This is a genomic window from Empedobacter sp. UBA1574 (genome assembly GCF_002322895.1).
In the GTDB taxonomy this organism is placed as follows: Bacteria; Bacteroidota; Bacteroidia; order Flavobacteriales; family Weeksellaceae; genus Empedobacter; species Empedobacter falsenii_B.
In genome coordinates, this window is the sequence record NZ_DCOI01000029.1 from 48,026 (window position 1) to 64,545 (window position 16,520).

General features: G+C 32.8%; 15 protein-coding genes and 2 tRNA genes. 3 read left to right on the top strand and 14 right to left on the bottom strand.

What is annotated here, in order from left to right:
* Positions 1-79: 79 nt before the first annotated feature.
* The 6 genes from trpB to B3578_RS08730 are packed head-to-tail and all read right to left on the bottom strand — an operon-like array spanning position 80 to position 5,679.
* The gene (gene trpB / locus B3578_RS08705; RefSeq protein ID WP_291047890.1) at positions 80-1,264 is read right to left on the bottom strand and encodes a tryptophan synthase subunit beta; all 1,185 of its coding nucleotides are present in this window, start codon (positions 1,262-1,264) and stop codon (positions 80-82) included.
* 12 nt (positions 1,265-1,276) lie between these two features.
* Complete coding sequence (locus tag B3578_RS08710; RefSeq protein WP_125349945.1) at positions 1,277-1,948, bottom strand: phosphoribosylanthranilate isomerase; 672 nt, start codon at positions 1,946-1,948, stop codon at positions 1,277-1,279.
* The gene (gene trpC, locus B3578_RS08715; RefSeq protein ID WP_125349946.1) at positions 1,945-2,730 is read right to left on the bottom strand and encodes an indole-3-glycerol phosphate synthase TrpC; all 786 of its coding nucleotides are present in this window, start codon (positions 2,728-2,730) and stop codon (positions 1,945-1,947) included. The genes B3578_RS08710 and trpC overlap by 4 nt, the downstream gene beginning before the upstream one ends.
* On the bottom strand, positions 2,727-3,713 hold the full coding sequence (gene trpD, locus B3578_RS08720; RefSeq protein ID WP_125349947.1) for an anthranilate phosphoribosyltransferase: 987 nt from the start codon (positions 3,711-3,713) through the stop codon (positions 2,727-2,729). The genes trpC and trpD overlap by 4 nt, the downstream gene beginning before the upstream one ends.
* Before the next feature lie 4 nt (positions 3,714-3,717).
* Positions 3,718-4,281 (bottom strand): anthranilate synthase component II, encoded by a 564-nt coding sequence (locus tag B3578_RS08725; RefSeq protein WP_125349948.1) that lies wholly within the window; start codon positions 4,279-4,281, stop codon positions 3,718-3,720.
* A 3-nt stretch (positions 4,282-4,284) separates the two neighbouring features.
* Positions 4,285-5,679 (bottom strand): anthranilate synthase component I family protein, encoded by a 1,395-nt coding sequence (locus B3578_RS08730; RefSeq protein ID WP_219033919.1) that lies wholly within the window; start codon positions 5,677-5,679, stop codon positions 4,285-4,287.
* A gap of 253 nt (positions 5,680-5,932) precedes the next feature.
* Between B3578_RS08730 and B3578_RS08735 the strand changes: the two genes are divergently transcribed.
* The gene (locus B3578_RS08735; protein ID WP_219033920.1) at positions 5,933-6,709 is read left to right on the top strand and encodes an enoyl-CoA hydratase/isomerase family protein; all 777 of its coding nucleotides are present in this window, start codon (positions 5,933-5,935) and stop codon (positions 6,707-6,709) included.
* Between the two features lie 73 nt (positions 6,710-6,782).
* Here B3578_RS08735 and trxA read toward each other — a convergent pair whose 3' ends face one another.
* The 5 genes from trxA to B3578_RS08760 form a co-directional block, all read right to left on the bottom strand.
* Positions 6,783-7,139 (bottom strand): thioredoxin, encoded by a 357-nt coding sequence (gene trxA, locus B3578_RS08740; protein ID WP_291047899.1) that lies wholly within the window; start codon positions 7,137-7,139, stop codon positions 6,783-6,785.
* Between the two features lie 234 nt (positions 7,140-7,373).
* Positions 7,374-8,009 (bottom strand): suppressor of fused domain protein, encoded by a 636-nt coding sequence (locus B3578_RS08745; protein WP_291047902.1) that lies wholly within the window; start codon positions 8,007-8,009, stop codon positions 7,374-7,376.
* A gap of 83 nt (positions 8,010-8,092) precedes the next feature.
* Positions 8,093-8,165, bottom strand: a tRNA-Met gene (locus B3578_RS08750).
* Between the two features lie 6 nt (positions 8,166-8,171).
* Positions 8,172-8,244 (bottom strand) — tRNA-Met (locus B3578_RS08755).
* A gap of 149 nt (positions 8,245-8,393) precedes the next feature.
* Positions 8,394-9,545, bottom strand: a complete 1,152-nt coding sequence (locus B3578_RS08760) for an LOG family protein (RefSeq protein ID WP_291047905.1) — start codon at positions 9,543-9,545, stop codon at positions 8,394-8,396.
* A gap of 342 nt (positions 9,546-9,887) precedes the next feature.
* Between B3578_RS08760 and B3578_RS08765 the strand changes: the two genes are divergently transcribed.
* The gene (locus B3578_RS08765) at positions 9,888-10,301 is read left to right on the top strand and encodes an acyl-CoA thioesterase (protein WP_282630886.1); all 414 of its coding nucleotides are present in this window, start codon (positions 9,888-9,890) and stop codon (positions 10,299-10,301) included.
* A 119-nt stretch (positions 10,302-10,420) separates the two neighbouring features.
* A complete protein-coding gene (locus B3578_RS08770) occupies positions 10,421-11,797 on the top strand; it encodes a tryptophanase (protein WP_180905739.1) in 1,377 nt (458 codons plus the stop codon).
* Between the two features lie 40 nt (positions 11,798-11,837).
* Here the strand turns inward: B3578_RS08770 and B3578_RS08775 are convergent, their stop codons facing one another.
* The 3 genes from B3578_RS08775 to B3578_RS08785 all read right to left on the bottom strand — a co-directional run bounded on the left by B3578_RS08775 (position 11,838) and on the right by B3578_RS08785 (position 16,447).
* A complete protein-coding gene (locus B3578_RS08775) occupies positions 11,838-13,271 on the bottom strand; it encodes a M28 family peptidase (protein ID WP_291047913.1) in 1,434 nt (477 codons plus the stop codon).
* Positions 13,272-13,396: 125 nt separating this feature from the next.
* On the bottom strand, positions 13,397-13,879 hold the full coding sequence (locus B3578_RS08780; RefSeq protein ID WP_291047917.1) for an inorganic diphosphatase: 483 nt from the start codon (positions 13,877-13,879) through the stop codon (positions 13,397-13,399).
* Between the two features lie 30 nt (positions 13,880-13,909).
* Positions 13,910-16,447 carry a DUF5686 family protein gene (locus tag B3578_RS08785; protein ID WP_291047920.1) on the bottom strand — a complete coding sequence of 846 codons (2,538 nt, stop codon included), beginning with the start codon at positions 16,445-16,447 and terminating at the stop codon, positions 13,910-13,912.
* Positions 16,448-16,520: the final 73 nt, after the last annotated feature.

A 16,520-nucleotide genomic window follows, 5' to 3' on the forward strand; every position in this document is an offset into this window, starting at 1 on the left:
CGGGCTACGCTACACCCCGATAGATTTCATTATCGTGGGTGCAAATGTAAGGTGATTTTTGAAAATTAACCAAATATTTTTAAGAATATTTTTCGGAAACTTTCATATATGTTTCTAAATCTTTATCTCCTCTTCCTGAAAGATTCAGAATCACAATGTCTTGCGGTTTAAAATTAATTTTTTTTAAAGCAGCTAAAGCGTGAGAAGATTCTAATGCAGGAATGATTCCTTCCTCTTTTGTCAACATAAAAGCAGCTTCCAAGGCTTCATCATCTGTTGCATTTAAGAATTCAGCACGTCCAGTTTTGAACAAATGCGCATGTAAAGGACCAACGCCAGGATAATCTAATCCAGCCGAAATTGAATAAGGTTCAACAATTTGTCCATCTTTATCTTGCATCAATAATGTTCGACTTCCGTGAATAATTCCTTCTGTTCCTTTGATAGTTGTAGCAGCAGTTTCTCCAGATTCTACGCCCAAACCTGCCGCTTCAACCGCGATTAATTTGACAGAATCATCATTTAAAAAATGATAAAAAGCTCCCGCAGCATTACTTCCGCCACCAACACAAGCAATCACGTAATCAGGATTTTCTTTCCCATATTTCTCTTTCATTTGTGCTTTAATTTCTTCTGAAATAATCGCTTGGAATTTCGTTACCATTGCTGGATAAGGATGAGGACCAACTACAGAACCAATGATGTAAAAAGTTTCAGGATTATTGATCCAATAACGAATCGCTTCATTTGTTGCATCTTTCAAGGTTTTACTTCCTGAGGTTGCTGGAATAACTTCTGCACCTAACATTTTCATTCGTGCAACATTTGGTGCTTGACGAGCAATGTCAATTTCTCCCATAAAAACGATACATTCTAATCCCATCAACGCACAAACAGTAGCAGTTGCAACACCATGTTGTCCAGCACCAGTTTCGGCAATAATTTTGGTTTTACCCATTCGTTTTGCTAAAAGAGCTTGACCAATCGCATTATTGATTTTATGTGCACCTGTATGATTCAAATCTTCACGCTTTAATAAAATATTGGTGTTATATCTTTTTGAAAGATTTGGTGCAAAATACAATGGACTTGGTCGACCAACGTAATCTTTTAATAACAAATTAAATTCATTTTTGAATTCGTCTGTATCGATATATTGTGCTAAAGCTTCAGATAATTCTTCACAATTATGATGTAATAACTCTGGGATAAATGCTCCTCCAAATTCACCATAAAAACCTCTTTCGTCAACTTCGTATTTCATTTTGTTTCTTTTTTAATTTTGTTCAATTCGTCCATCAATTGTATCGATAAACTGTTTTACTTCGTCAGTTTTTTTTATTCCTGGTGCTGACTCAAAACCACTATTGATATCAAATCCAATACATTTCGGATGCTGAAAATTTTTCAAGATAAATGCATCTTCAAGTGTTATTCCGCCACTTAATAAAAAGGGTATTGATAACTGATAATTTGTTAACAATTGCCAATCAAATTTCTTTCCAGTTCCTCCGTAATTATTTGATTTTGTATCGAAAACAAAACTATCAATAACTTGTTGATAAGTGGTTAATTGTTGAAAATCTTCAATCGATTTTATGCCAACGGCTTTCCAAATTTTAAAGTCTAAAAAGTTTTCATCAGTTAATAATCGTTGATGTTTTTGATTGATTAATTCTTCACAAAAGTCAGCTGTTTCATCACCATGTAATTGGACAACATCTAATTTATATTCTTCAACTTTTTCGAGAATTTTCTCGACTGATTCATTCACGAAAACGCCAACTTTTTCTGCATTCGGAAAAACTTCAAAAATAGATTCGTCTTCTACAAATCTTTTTGATTTTGGATAGAAAATAAAGCCTACATAATCGGGTTCGATTGCTGCAATTTCTTTAAAATTTTCGATGTTATTATTTCCGCAAACCTTTACTTGAAAACGTTTCATTTTGATTCTTTTACAAATTGCTCAAATGCTTGAGATGGATTATCTGCTTTCATAAAATTTTCACCAATTAAAAATGCCTGAAATCCAGCTTGTCTTAATTCTTTTACTGTTTTAGGATCAGAAATTCCACTTTCCGCAACTTTAATTAAATCGGTTGGTAATTGTTTCAAGATTTGTTTTGATTTTTCAATATCAACTTCGAAATTTTTCAAATTACGATTGTTAATTCCAATCAAATCAATGAATTCATTTACCTTTTCTAATTGATCTTCTGAATGTAATTCCAATAAAACTTCTAATCCAATTCCCTTAGCAGTTTTAGCTAAATTATAGACTTCGTCTTTTGTTAAACATTCTGCAATTAATAACATCAAATCTGCACCAATCGCTTTTGTTTCGTACACTTGAAATTCATCAACAATAAAATCTTTACGCAAAACAGGAATATTCAACACTTCTTTTGCTTGTTTTAAATCATCAAAACTTCCGCCAAAAAATTGCTCATCTGTTAAAACAGAAACGACAGAAGCACCAAACTTTTCGTAACCGGAAACAACTTCTTTTACATTTGCGTCTTTGTTAATAAAACCTTTCGATGGTGATTTTCGCTTAAATTCTGCAATAATTCCAGATTTTAATTTATCTAAAATTGAAGCTTTTGTAGATTTAACAGGAAGCAAAAAATTTTCTGAATTTCTAAAACTTTCTATTGATTGAGTTTTCTGTTTTTCTAAAATTTCAATACGTTTTTGCGCGACAATTTCGTCTAATATCGTTTTCATGGTTTCATTAATTTTTGGAATACATTCAATGCTTTTTTACTGTCTAAACTTTCGTTCGCAATTGCTACACATTCGATTAAATCTTTGGTTGGATAAATTGTTTTAAGCGCTAAAGCAGCATTTGCTAAAACAACTTCTTTTTGTGCTTTAGTTGAATTTCCTTCTAAAACGCTCAAAAATATTTTTGAATTTTCTTCGATTGATTTTCCTCCTTTTATCTCATCAGGTTGAAGAATATTTAAACCAAAATCTTTACTTTCTAAAACAAATTCCCCCGAATTATTGAACACTTTTGTAGGCGATGTCAACGAAACTTCATCATAACCAGCCAACGCAGTCGAAATCGAATATTTCACGCCCGAATTTTGCATCACATAATGATATAATCGAGCAGTTTTGACATCATATGTTCCTAAATTTTGAAATTCTGGTTGAACAGGATTCACCAAAGGCCCCATTAAATTGAAAAATGTTTTTATCGCCAAACCTTTTCTAATCGGAGCAACTTTCGCTAAAGCCGGATGAAAGAGTGGCGCATGTAAAAATGTAATTCCAACTTCTTCGAACTCACGTTTTAATTTATCTTGATTAACAGAAAATTCGTAACCAAAATTATCCAACATATTCGAAGAACCGCTTACAGACGACGTTCCGTAATTTCCTTGTTTAATAATTTTCTCTCCAGCTCCAGCCAAGACAAAACAACTCAATGTCGAAATATTAAAAGTGTCTTTTCCGTCACCGCCCGTTCCTACAACATCAATCGCTTGCTTTGGTAAATTAACTTTGATGCATAAATCTAACAACGCTCGACGATATCCTTTTAATTCTTCCAACGTAATGTTACGCATATTAAAAATGGTCATAAATGAAGCTAATTCGACAGCCGAATATTTTTCTTCCGAAATTTCCACCATAATTTGATAGGCTTCATTTTCGCTCAAAGTATAATTTTCGAATAATAAATTTAATAATTTTTTCATCGTTTTAAGCTTCTAACCAATTCTTAATCATCTCATCTCCAAGTGGTGTTAAAATAGATTCTGGATGAAACTGAACACCGCGAACATCATACGTTTTGTGACGTAAAGCCATCACTTCTCCTTTTGGACCAACTGCTGTAATTTCTAATTCTTCAGGAAAATCTTCATTTGAAACTACCCAAGAATGGTAACGTCCAACTTCTAATTTTTTTGGTAAATTTTGGAATAACACTTCGTCTTTTATTACTTCAATTTTAGATTCAACTCCGTGAAAAACTTCTTGTGTATTTAATAATTTCCCTCCAAAAACTTCTCCAATTGCTTGTTGTCCTAAACAAACGCCAAAAATAGATTTTGTTGAAGCATATTTCTCGATGATTGGTTTCAATAAATTGGCTTCATCAGGAACTCCTGGACCTGGAGAAAGTAATATTTTATCATAATTATTCACATCTTCCAAAGTAATTCCATCATTGCGAACAACGGTAATATCATCGGCGAATTTCTTTAATGAATGCACTAAATTATAGGTGAACGAATCGTAATTATCGATAACTAAAATTTTCATAGTTTATAGGTTTTGAGCGATTTCTATTGAGCGACGAAGCGCTCCTAATTTATGATTGACTTCTTGTAATTCATTTTCTTCGACCGATTTGGAAACAACTCCAGCACCAGCCTGAAAATATAAGGTATTTTGTTTGCTGACGAACGTACGAATCGCAATCGCCATGTTGATGTCACCGTTGAATCCTAAATATCCAATTCCGCCACCATAAACGCCACGATTTTGATTTTCGTAACCGTCTAATAATTCCATTGCTTTGAATTTTGGTGCGCCAGAAAGTGTTCCAGCCGGAAAAGAGTCTGCAAAAACTTTCATCGTATTTACGCTTGGATCCAATTGAGCAGTTACTTTTGAAACCATGTGAATCACATGCGAGAAATACTGAATTTCTTTGTATTGTGCGACTTTTACATCAGCAGAATTTCGACTTAAATCATTGCGAGCCAAATCGACCAACATCACATGCTCTTCATTTTCTTTTGGGTCAGCAATTAATTTTTCGGTCAATTCTTTGTCCAAAGTTGGACTTCCAGTTCTGCGAACTGTTCCTGCAATAGGATGAATTTCTGCATGATTATTATTAATGATAATTTGCGCTTCTGGTGAAGATCCGAAGATTTTATAATTTCCGTAATCGAAATAAAACAAATAGGGCGAAGGATTTACAGAGCGTAAAATGCGGTAAACATTAAATTCGTCACCCGAAAATTTTTGTTTGAATTGACGAGAAGGAACAATTTGGAAAACATCTCCACGGAAACAAGATTGTTTACATTTTGTCACCATTTCTTTGAATTCATCATCTGTTAAATTCGATTGAATTTCACTTTCTACATTAAATGGATATTCAACAATTGATTTGTTATGAACAACACTTTTAATTTCAGAAAATTTAGAATCTATTTCATCATTTTGAAATTCGATGAATTGAATTTCATTGTGAAAATGATTGAACACCACAATATTTTGATAGAACGAATACGAAAATTCTGGAATCGTTGCTTCGTTTCCTTTTGCTGAAAATTTTACTGTTTCAAAATGTGGAATCGCATCCCACGCAATGTATCCAAATAAACCATTTACAGGTAAATCTTCTCCATTTTGAATCATAAACTGACTTGTAAATTTTTTGAATTTCTCTGTCAATTCTTGACCATTCAACGCATATTCTTTTGTTTCTCCATTCGCATACGTTTCATTCACAATTCCGTTTGTAACCTTAAAAGTTGCGATCGGATTTAGACAAATAAAAGAGTTAGCATCTGTCTTAGAATGATAGTCAGAACTCTCTAATAATAAGGCATTCGGATAAATATCTCGCAATTTCAAATAAAGCTGAACAGGAGTTGTTAAATCGGCTAAAACAGTTTCTTTCTGTATGTTAAAAGTTAAATTCATTTGTTAAATATTTAGGTTTAGAGCACAAAAAAAGGCTTGTCGGTTACGACAAGCCTTTTCTACATATAACTGCATAGAGGTCTTACGAACCAACGTTTTGTTGTTCGATATTCCACCACCAGTTATTTGTAAATAATGTTTTCATTGGGACAAATTTAGGAAGGATTTTGAATTGTACAAATTATTTTTTGATAAATTTTTTAGTTGAGTGAACAATTGATATTTTTGAGTGAATAATAAAAACACAAACAAAATGGAATATAATTATAACAATCTGATTGTTGAAGTAGAAAATAAAATTGCATTAGTTACCTTAAATCGTCCGCAAGCATTAAATGCATTGAACAAAGATTTATTAGATGATATTTCAAACTTTTTTACAGACGCAGATTCTGATCCCGCTATTCGAGTAATTATTTTAACAGGTTCTGGTGAAAAATCTTTCGTTGCTGGTGCTGATATCAAAGAATTTGCAAGTTTTGATGGTCGTCAAGGTGAAAAATTAGCTGCAAAAGGACAAGAAAATGTTTTTGATAAAATTGAAAATTCTAAAAAACCTGTAATCGCCGCAGTGAATGGTTTTGCTTTAGGAGGTGGTTTAGAATTAGCGATGGCGTCTCATTTTCGTATAGCATCAACCAATGCAAAATTAGGATTACCAGAGGTTACATTAGGTTTGATTCCAGGTTATGGAGGAACGCAACGTTTGCCAAAATTAATTGGAAAAGGTCGTGCAATGCAGGCAATTATGACAGCAGATATGTTTACAGCTGAACGCGCGTATGAAATTGGTTTAGTGAATGAAGTTGTTGAGCAAGCTGAATTAATTGATCGAGCAAAAGAAATTGCGACTAAAATTTCAAAAAATTCTTCTGTAGCGATTCGTCACGCGATTCGAGCGATTAATGCGTCAGATAAAGACAATGGTTTTGAAGTTGAAATTGAAAGTTTCGGAAATTTATTTGACGAAGAAGATTTCAAAGAAGGAACAACTGCTTTTGTTGAGAAAAGAAAACCTAATTTTAAGTAAATTTACATAAGCAAAAAAATCCGCTCAATGAGCGGATTTTTTAATCGACTTTGGCTGCAAAGCAAACCTATTTTTAAATATATTTTTTGATTTCTGCCACCAATTGTTCTTTTGGCCTTGCTCCACTTTGTTTCCATAATAATTCACCATTTTTGAAAATAGCAAAAGTCGGAACTCCTTGCACTTGATGTCGTGCAGCTAAATCTTGATATTTATCAACATCCACTTTTAGGATTTTGACATCACCTCCCAATTCTTCTTTCACTTGTTGCAAAATTGGCCCCATCATTTGACAAGGACCACACCAAGTTGCAAAAAAATCTAACAAAACTGGTTTATCTGAATTAATAATTTCTTCAAAAGTCATCGTTTTTGATTCTTCTTGGTTATTTGATTGATTTTTATTTCGGTTGAATAAATTTTTAAACATCTTTATTTTTTCTTCTTAAATATACTAAAAAAGCACTTCCGAAGAAGTGCTTCATAATTAGTTTTACTAATTATTAACCTAACCTATGAAAAATTTATTCTACTGTTAGTGCTACTAACATTTAGATATAATCAAAACAAATACCAATTTTAAAATACTGACAATCTGTTTTTTACATTTAACATAATTTAAGAAATAGGCTAACACAAATATGTTTTATTTTAAAAATTTCTACTATAATTCACACACAAATTTTGGATTAACTGACTTTATTTCAGCTATCACTGACATTATTTCTTCTTTGGTTGAATTCTCTTCCAATCTTTTCAATTGTTCCGAATTCAAACCAATCATTTGTATAAATATCACTTTACCATGAGGCGTATCAATTTCATCTAAATCATCATCCTTGATAAAAGCCAAACCAACAATATCCGTTTCCGAATCTGTACGAATTGGACCTCCTAATGGTAAAAACTGGTATTCATCAAACCAAACTTTTGTTTCGTTCACGAATCGCCCCAAATTATTCATTAATTGAACTACCCAAAAAGGGTCTTCACCATTATCATCTTTAACAGGTTTCACGCGGAAAGAAAACTCAAATCCCCATTTACTAAAATCTGCACCTACACTCTCTTCCGAATAGTATAAATGTGACATTCCGTAACTTACCAAATGATAATAACCATTGACATCAAAAATCGCAACACCGTCAATTGGATCATCTCCGCCCTGAAAAGACATCACTTGCGGCGAATAAAAACGAGGCTCTAAAGTCCCATAAACTTCTTTTAAGCGATTTTCGATTGCAATTGCACCAACGGCTTGATCTGATTTATATTGTTTTTTGTATTCTTCTAAATTCATGATGCAAAAATAGTTTATCCAATATTAATTCTCAGTTAAAGACATAAAAAAAGAGAGCTTCTTGTTAGAAACTCTCTTTATAGTAGCGAGGACCGGACTCGAACCGATGACCTTCGGGTTATGAGCCCGACGAGCTACCTACTGCTCCACCTCGCGATTTAGTAGCGAGAACAGGACTCGAACCTGTGACCTTCGGGTTATGAGCCCGACGAGCTACCTACTGCTCCATCTCGCGTTATTGGACTGCAAATATACGTTCATTATTTAAAATACCAAACATTTTTCGAAATTATTTTATTTTATTCGGACAAAAAACAAATAAAAACCACATAAAACACTACACTAAAGCAAGTTATTCAGTTTTAAATATTTTAAAAATATTCCTTAATTAACTTTGATTGGTGGATGATTTTCGATAAAATCGATTGCTAAATCTGCATTATCTGTTAAAAATAGTAACTCCTTATATGCTCGTCCTGTTGCCAATTGATGCAAAACTGAATAAATCGCCGTATCTTCTACATATCTTTTCTTACTCAAAAAAATCATTGGACTATAATATCCTGAAGTTCCGTAATGATTTTGAGCTGCTTCCTGAAAAATTTCTTGGGTTGTTCCTGCACTTCCAGGCGCATAAACCAAACCGAACAAGCTAATTGTTAACAACATATCTTCTCTGATACTATTTGAAAAATATTTTGCAATATTCGTGGCAAATAAATTACTTGGTTCATGACCATAAAACCACGTAGGAATTGCCAAACTTTCAGCACCATTTGGATAGATTTCTAAAACTTTTTTAGCATTCGTCATAAAATTCTTCGCCAAATATTCAGTTTTATCTTCATCAATAAAGTCTAAATCAGCCAAAATATGAATTGCATTCATCAAATCTTCATCCGAATAATTTGCCATATAAGCTCCTAGATTAGCAGCCTCCATAATTCCAGGCCCTCCACCAGAAACAACAAAATACCCTTTTTCAGTTGCTAATTTCGCCGCTTTTGCCGTTTCATTATAAAACTCAGAATTACGCGCAGTAGAATGTCCCCCCATAAAGCCAACCACTTTTTTCTTCGTCATTCCATTATCATCATATTTCAAAATTCGACGCAAACCATCATCAATAGACAAATCATGTAAGCGTTGTGCCAAAGCTTCTGAAACAGACGGATTATATTTATGTTTTTTAAAATGTTTATAGATTTTAAGATCGATACTTTGGTCATTATCTGGATTATAACCTTCCATCAGCTCTTGCCAAGTGTATAATTTTCCACGATAAGGATTATAAGGAACTGATTCAAATTTTGGATAAACAAATGCTCCTTTTTCAATTAAATAGATCGCTTCGTGTTGTTTAAACTTACAACCCAAAAACGATGTATTGCATAAATTATATTCTTCCCAATTAATTTCTTGACGCAAAAAATTAATATCTTGAACTACTTTATCGGTTAAATCTTTGGTTTGAGAAACTAATTCATTCCATTCTGATAGATTATGAACTAAATCTTTGATTGGTTTTATTTTCATTCTTTTTTCTTACTTCATTAAAAATTCGTAAAATGAATTTACACGAATTATTCCAAACCAACGAATTCGGCACAATAAATCTGCTAATTTTCATTTTTCTAATTTATATTTGCATCAAATTCGTGCTCAACTTAATGGGGAATCGTATGCAAATCACGAACTGTCGCGCAACTGTAAATCAATATTTTTGACAAGTCAGAATGCCACTAAATTGAGTTAATAATTAACCAAAAACTTTCGCGAAAAAAGTAAAATTATGTTCTATGAAATCATCAAACCACCACAAAAAAACATTATCAACTCAAAAATTAATTAAGAAAAGTAACGTGTAAATATATGATAATGGAAGTGGAAAAAACACCAAGAGAAGAGTTGATTGAACAACGTATCATCAATTCTGAAACTCGCATTTTCAAAGCTGTTTTTCCTGGAGATACAAATCACCACAACACAATGTTTGGAGGATCAGTAATGTATTTAATGGATGAAATTGCTTTTATGACAGCAACTCGTTTTTGTCGTAAACCTATTGTTACAGTTAGTAGCGATAAAATAGACTTTAAACATTCTATCCCTGCTGGAACAATTGTTGAATTTGTAGGAAAAGTTGTACGCGTAGGACGCACAAGTTTGGATGTACAAATTGATGTTTATATTGAAAGTATGTATAGAGACGGGCGAGATAAAGCTATATCGGGAACTTTTACATTAGTTGCAATCAACGAGAATAAAAGACCTGTTCCTGTTATTGATTAATAACGAGCTATAGAAATTTTATTAATCCTTTATCTTTTTGATAGAGGATTTTTTTATGAATTCCAATTAATAATTGATAATATTCTAAAGGTTTCTTAGTTTTACATTAAACACAAAAAATGGAATTACCTTTTGCCGAACCATTTCGCATAAAAATGGTCGAAGAAATTTATCAATCTACTCGAGAAGAACGTGAAAAGTGGATCGAAGAAAAAGATTACAACCTATTTAACCTAGAAAGCCACAAAGTATTTATTGATTTATTAACTGATTCTGGAACTGGAGCAATGTCCGACAAACAGTGGTCTGCAATGATGACTGGAGACGAAAGTTATGCTGGTTCTCAATCTTTCTTAAAACTGAAAGAAACCATTAATACCATCACGGGATTTGAGTTTCTTTTGCCTACGCATCAAGGTCGTGCAGCGGAAAATGTATTGTTTTCAGCTCTTGTAAAAGAAGGTCATGTTGTTCCTGGAAATTCGCATTTTGATACGACAAAAGGTCACATCGAATTTAGAAAAGCGCACGCAATTGATTGTACTATTGATGAGGCTTTTGACAGCGAATTGATTCATCCTTTCAAAGGAAATATCGATTTACAAAAGTTAGAAAATGTCTACAAAGAATACGGAAAAGAACAAATTCCATTTACATTAATCACTGTTACATGTAATTCTTCTGGTGGCCAACCTGTATCAATCGAAAATATTCGTCAAGTTCGTGAATTGTCTAATCAATATGGAATTCCAGTCTTTTTTGATGGCGCTCGTTTTGCAGAAAACGCTTATTTCATCAAAGAAAGAGAAGAAGAATTCAAGACAAAAACGATTAAAGAAATTGTTTTAGAAATGTTTTCTTACGGTGATGGAATGACAATGTCTGCGAAAAAAGATGGTTTGGTAAATATTGGTGGATTTATTGCACTGAATAATGAAGAGCTATATAAAATTTGTGGAAATTTCGGAATTATTTACGAAGGATATTTAAGTTATGGCGGTTTAGCTGGACGTGATTTAGCAGCTTTAGCACAAGGTTTACAAGAATCGACAGAATATTCTTATTTACAATCGCGCATCAAACAAATTGAATATTTAGGGAATAAATTAATTGAGTTTGGAATTCCAATTCAGCAACCAATTGGTGGACACGCCATCTTTGTTGATGCTGTAAAGTTTTTACCAAATGTAACACGTGAAGAATTTCCTGCGCAAACATTGGGAATCGAATTGTACAAAGAAGCTGGAATTCGTGGTGTAGAAATCGGAACTATTTTGGCAGATCGTGATCCTGAAACACGAGAAAATCGTTATCCAAAATTAGAATTATTGCGTTTGGCAATTCCAAGAAGAACTTACTTCCAAAGTCATATGGATTATATTGCAGTAGCTTTAAAAAATATTTTTGATCGACGAAACGAGATTAATTCAGGTTATGAAATTTCGTGGGAATCTGAAATTTTAAGACATTTCACTGTAAAATTGAAAAAGAAATAAATAAAAAATCCTTCAGATAATCTGAAGGATTTTTTTGATATTACCATCTCCAATCGCCCGAAATACGAAGTGGAGTTTCTAAATTTCCTTTGATTAAGGCTTCTTTTACTTCTTGCTCGTTCCAACGTTTTGAAGGAATTTCTTTCAAATTACTCAAACGATACAACAAATAGGTTTCCAAAATCACATTATTTTTCAAACCAATTTCTTCTACATAATCAAATGTATCGCAATTCGCGTGGTAACAATTTAACGCTCCTTTTGTAAATTGACTATCCGAAAGCCCAATAATAGGCACGCCTTGCAACATAAACGGTTGATGATCTGAATGTAAATCTACACTCGCAAATGTTTTCAATTTAAAATCTGGAATCACTTTTTGAACATCATTCGCATAATCAGTTAAAATAGGCAAATTACTTTCCATTGTCGAATAATACGACTTTGGATTTGTTGTCATATCCATATTCGACATTGCTTTGATTTGATTGATAGAACCATCTTTCAATGCTTGATTGACGTAATATTTAGAACCTATCAAACCAACTTCTTCGCCCATAAATAAAACAAATTCTATTGTTCGATCATTTTGAAGATTTAACTTCTTGTACGTTCTCGCAATATCCATCACAGAAAAACTTCCAACGCCGTTATCAATTGCTCCTGTAGCCAAATCCCAACTATCTAAATGTCCTCCAAGAACTATTTTTTCGTTTGGAAATTTAGAACCGATTTTCTTTGCAATAATGTTGCGACCTTTCATTTGTCCAACATCATTTTTCATTTCGATTTTAGCAATTTCTTTTCCTTTTGATAGATTTTCTTTAATTTTCAATCCATCTTCTAAACTGATATTAATCGCAGGAATTTTAATAATTTCTCCCGTTACAGAAGCCGTTCCTGTCAATAGAATTCCTCCAGCAGGGCGATTAAACAAGATAATTCCTTTCGCTCCGTACTTTTCTGCTAAAGCTGTTTTTTCGGAACGATGTAGATTTTCTATTTCTTTTGGCGTTCCATCCAACAAACCAAGCGCAGCAAAAACAATCTTTCCTTTTACTTTATCACCAATCTTTTTGTAATCTTCTTCAAGTCCATTTCCTAAATCAATCAATTCTCCCGAAAGACTAACATTTTCTGGCGAATGCGCCAAAGCAACGGCTTTTATAGGTTGATTATTGATTTTTAAATCTAAACTTCTACGATTCCATCCGCTAAATGTAAACTCTTGAAAAGACACATCATAACCATACGAACGCAACAAATTTGCTGCATATTCTTCTGCTATTCGTCCATTTTCTGTTCCTGTTGCACGATGTCCGATTGTTTCGGTTGCTTTTTTTAATTGTTGATAAGCTTCAGAATTTTGTTGTACTTCTTTGTTAATCAAGTCTAAAACTTGTTGATTAGTTTGAGCAGATAAACACATGGTTGTAGAGATTAAACCTAGTGTTAATAAAAATTTCGATTTCATGTGTGAGTATTTCTATAAACTTAAAAATGTTTTTGGAAATAGTTGATAGAATGGGAGGAAAATTTAATCAAAAAAAATAGTCCTCAAAAAATGAGGACTATTTATATGAAATTATAAATTATTTCTTAATGAGCTGGTACGAAACGCTCTCTTGCATCTTGCAATAATTTTTCTGCTTCTGCTTTATCACCGTACCCTTCAATTGTTGTTGTTTTATTTTCTAAGTCTTTATAAACTCTGAAAAAGTGCTCAACTTCTTTCAATGTATGAGGATTCATATCAGTGATGTTTTCTAATTGGTTCCATGTTGGATCAGCAACTGGTACACAAATTAATTTTTCATCTTGTCCTTTGTCATCAGACATTTTAAGAACACCGATTGTTTTTACTTCGATTACACATCCAGGAACAGTAGGTTCTGTTAAGAAAACTAATACGTCAATTGGATCTCCGTCTAATCCTAATGTATTTTCTACGAAACCGTAATCAGCTGGGTAGAACATTGGAGAGTATAAAACACGATCAAAACGGATTCTTCCTGTTTCGTGATCCATTTCATATTTATTGCGAGATCCTCTTGGGATTTCAATGATTGCATCAAAAGTCATTGTAATATTCTTTTTTTTATTATGTATTTTCTAAAAATTCCAATCTAAACCGATTGTGATGCCAAATTTACGAACATCTGGCAAATTATTATAATTTCCGCGCCAATTAAAATCAACACGTATTGGTCTAATGTTTCCAAAACCAATGTTTTCGATCCCAAACCCGTATTCGTAGTAGATTTGTTGATTTGGTGCAAAATATTCTATTGTCGAACTATTAATAGCTTTACTTTTCTCAGAAATGTCTCCGTAAGCCGCTCTCAAGAATCCAACTTCTCTTAATTTTAATTTTTTGATTAACGGAACTTTGTTCAAAATCCAACCGTTAAAATGATGTTCCCAGTTCATCGTTACATATTCGTCTGTTACAAATTCATAATAATCTAATTGTGAAAATGTACCATAAACTTGTCCGTAACTCTCATTTCCAGGTAACGCACTCATTAATGATAAAGGAACACCTTGAAATGTTTTTCCTGCTTCTACAGTTACCAATGATTTACCAAAAGATCCAATCAAAATTGGTTGTGTATATAAAAATTGTAATTTATCATATTCAAAATCTGAATTAATTACACCTTTCAATCCTTTTGTATAGCGCAACATTAACGTGGGTGCAAGTGTTGTCATTTCGTAACGATCAATCCCGTATTGCGAATATTTTGCACCTGGACGAGCAATTACCGAAACACTTACACTTGAATTTGTTAAAGTTTCTTTAATCTGACCGTTTTTTTCATATCCAATCGAAAAATGTACTGCATCAGCTGGTTTTATCAATTGATAATTTCCATCAACACGAAACGTTACATTCTTCCAAGGCTCTATCGACGCATACACATTTGTCAAATTATTGTTACTCAAAAATGTATTATCTCCTTGATTGATGATTGATGACGAAGCAAAACTACGGGTCATAATTCCGTCAGAAGCCGTTAACGTTGCAGCCAATTGTTCTACATCACGTTTTGTTCCGATACCGACTTGAAAACGATTATATTTATTGAACATGTAACGAAAATCTGCTCCATATTTGAATTTATCATCTCGAAAACCATATGCCAAGAAACCTTGCGCACGCCACATATCATTTTGCGAAAAATATGTACGAGCTCCAGCTCTCAAACGGAATCCTTCGATTTGGTTGTATCCAAAAGATGAATATAAATTCCCGATATCAATTGCATTTCCGACATTGTAATATCCAGAACCAAAAATCTCGATTGCTTTCACAATATTATTGAATTTTGGTACTTTATTTAATTGCTCTAATGTTTCGTAAATACCTTCTTGATCTTTCGTTAAAGCTTCAGGACGATTTTCTGTCCAAAACTGATTATCTTTTTCGTTAAGCGCAGCTTTTGCTGGATCTAATTTCTCGTAATAAAAAGCTTCGGGATGTGTTGTATCGAAATCGTAATTGTAATAATTCACCGTTTTATGCGCAAAAATTCCTTTCGCACTTTCCTTTTTACTCAACAACGACATATCCAACATCGCATATTCTTTTTTCGGATAGAAAATAGAATCGTTTGGAATATCATATTCTAGATTCATGAAAATATTACGCACAAAATTCACGTTCATTTCTTTCGTCGTTTCCATCACAACCTCTTTCACCGCATAAGCATCTTTCGAAATATATAATTCTCCTTTAAATGTCAATTCACCTTCGCGACGTGGATAATATTTGATTCGATAAGATTCTATTCCATCTACATCAATAGTATCTTTCAATTCGTAATCATAAACCGCGAAACCATCTGTAGCAATTGGACTCACAAATTTAATATCTAAAATATTGACACGATTATCATAAATATCAATATCACGGAAAAGATTTTTTACCGTAGAAGCCACCACTTCATTTTTCTCGAAACCTGATGTTTTATTTGCAATTAATTCTCGACGTTCTTTTGTAGAAGGTTTATTAATTCCTGCAACATTGTAAATTGACTCATTCAAGAAAGCTGGTAAATATGTTTTTCCATTAATAGAAGAAGTATCTACTTTCTCGAAAACAAACTCCATTCCTTTAAAAATCTTACGTTTCATAAAAGTTGAATCGATATTACTAATATCAAATTGCAACTTTTCGTATTCATCATATTGATAATGTGGCGCTAATTTTAGCCCATTTTTCTTTTTACGCTTCCATACTTCACGCAAAATAGCATAAGCTGGATTTTCTTTCTTTTTAGGACGTTTTTTCTTTGCCGAAACAACCGCAGTTTGTAAATCTACCGTTCCGCCATCTTCTTCTGAAGTATTGTCTTCTGTTAAAAATAATTGAGCAATAAAATTATAATCGATTTTATTTTCGATAACATAATCAGAAGTTTCGTATCCATTTTTTGATACGACAATTTTATTTGTATTCGAACTAGATTCGATATAAAAAGTACCATCAGAGTTTGATGTTGCACTTACTTTAAGTTCTGGTAAACGAATATCTGCGTAAGGAATAGGCTTCTGAGTTTCAGAATCGATTACCTTTCCTTGAATTTTTACTTGCGCGTGCACAGACGCTAAAACAACTATAAAAAAAGCTGTTATATAACTTTTCATCAATAAGATTTGGTTAAAAAAAAATAAAGTCTAGCAAAATGTATGCTAGACTTTACAAATATAGTTTATAAAT

Coding starts and splice junctions, on each gene's coding strand:
- trpC (WP_125349946.1), bottom strand. CDS start 2,730: ATGAAAACGATATTAGACGAAATTGTCGCGCAAAAACGTATTGAAATT.
- B3578_RS08710 (WP_125349945.1), bottom strand. CDS start 1,948: ATGAAACGTTTTCAAGTAAAGGTTTGCGGAAATAATAACATCGAAAAT.
- trpD (WP_125349947.1), bottom strand. CDS start 3,713: ATGAAAAAATTATTAAATTTATTATTCGAAAATTATACTTTGAGCGAA.
- B3578_RS08725 (WP_125349948.1), bottom strand. CDS start 4,281: ATGAAAATTTTAGTTATCGATAATTACGATTCGTTCACCTATAATTTA.
- B3578_RS08775 (WP_291047913.1), bottom strand. CDS start 13,271: ATGAAATCGAAATTTTTATTAACACTAGGTTTAATCTCTACAACCATG.
- B3578_RS08785 (WP_291047920.1), bottom strand. CDS start 16,447: ATGAAAAGTTATATAACAGCTTTTTTTATAGTTGTTTTAGCGTCTGTG.
- B3578_RS08735 (WP_219033920.1), top strand. CDS start 5,933: ATGGAATATAATTATAACAATCTGATTGTTGAAGTAGAAAATAAAATT.
- B3578_RS08765 (WP_282630886.1), top strand. CDS start 9,888: ATGGAAGTGGAAAAAACACCAAGAGAAGAGTTGATTGAACAACGTATC.
- trxA (WP_291047899.1), bottom strand. CDS start 7,139: ATGTTTAAAAATTTATTCAACCGAAATAAAAATCAATCAAATAACCAA.
- B3578_RS08730 (WP_219033919.1), bottom strand. CDS start 5,679: ATGAATTTAACTTTTAACATACAGAAAGAAACTGTTTTAGCCGATTTA.
- trpB (WP_291047890.1), bottom strand. CDS start 1,264: ATGAAATACGAAGTTGACGAAAGAGGTTTTTATGGTGAATTTGGAGGA.
- B3578_RS08780 (WP_291047917.1), bottom strand. CDS start 13,879: ATGACTTTTGATGCAATCATTGAAATCCCAAGAGGATCTCGCAATAAA.
- B3578_RS08745 (WP_291047902.1), bottom strand. CDS start 8,009: ATGAATTTAGAAGAATACAAAAAACAATATAAATCAGATCAAGCCGTT.
- B3578_RS08760 (WP_291047905.1), bottom strand. CDS start 9,545: ATGAAAATAAAACCAATCAAAGATTTAGTTCATAATCTATCAGAATGG.
- B3578_RS08770 (WP_180905739.1), top strand. CDS start 10,421: ATGGAATTACCTTTTGCCGAACCATTTCGCATAAAAATGGTCGAAGAA.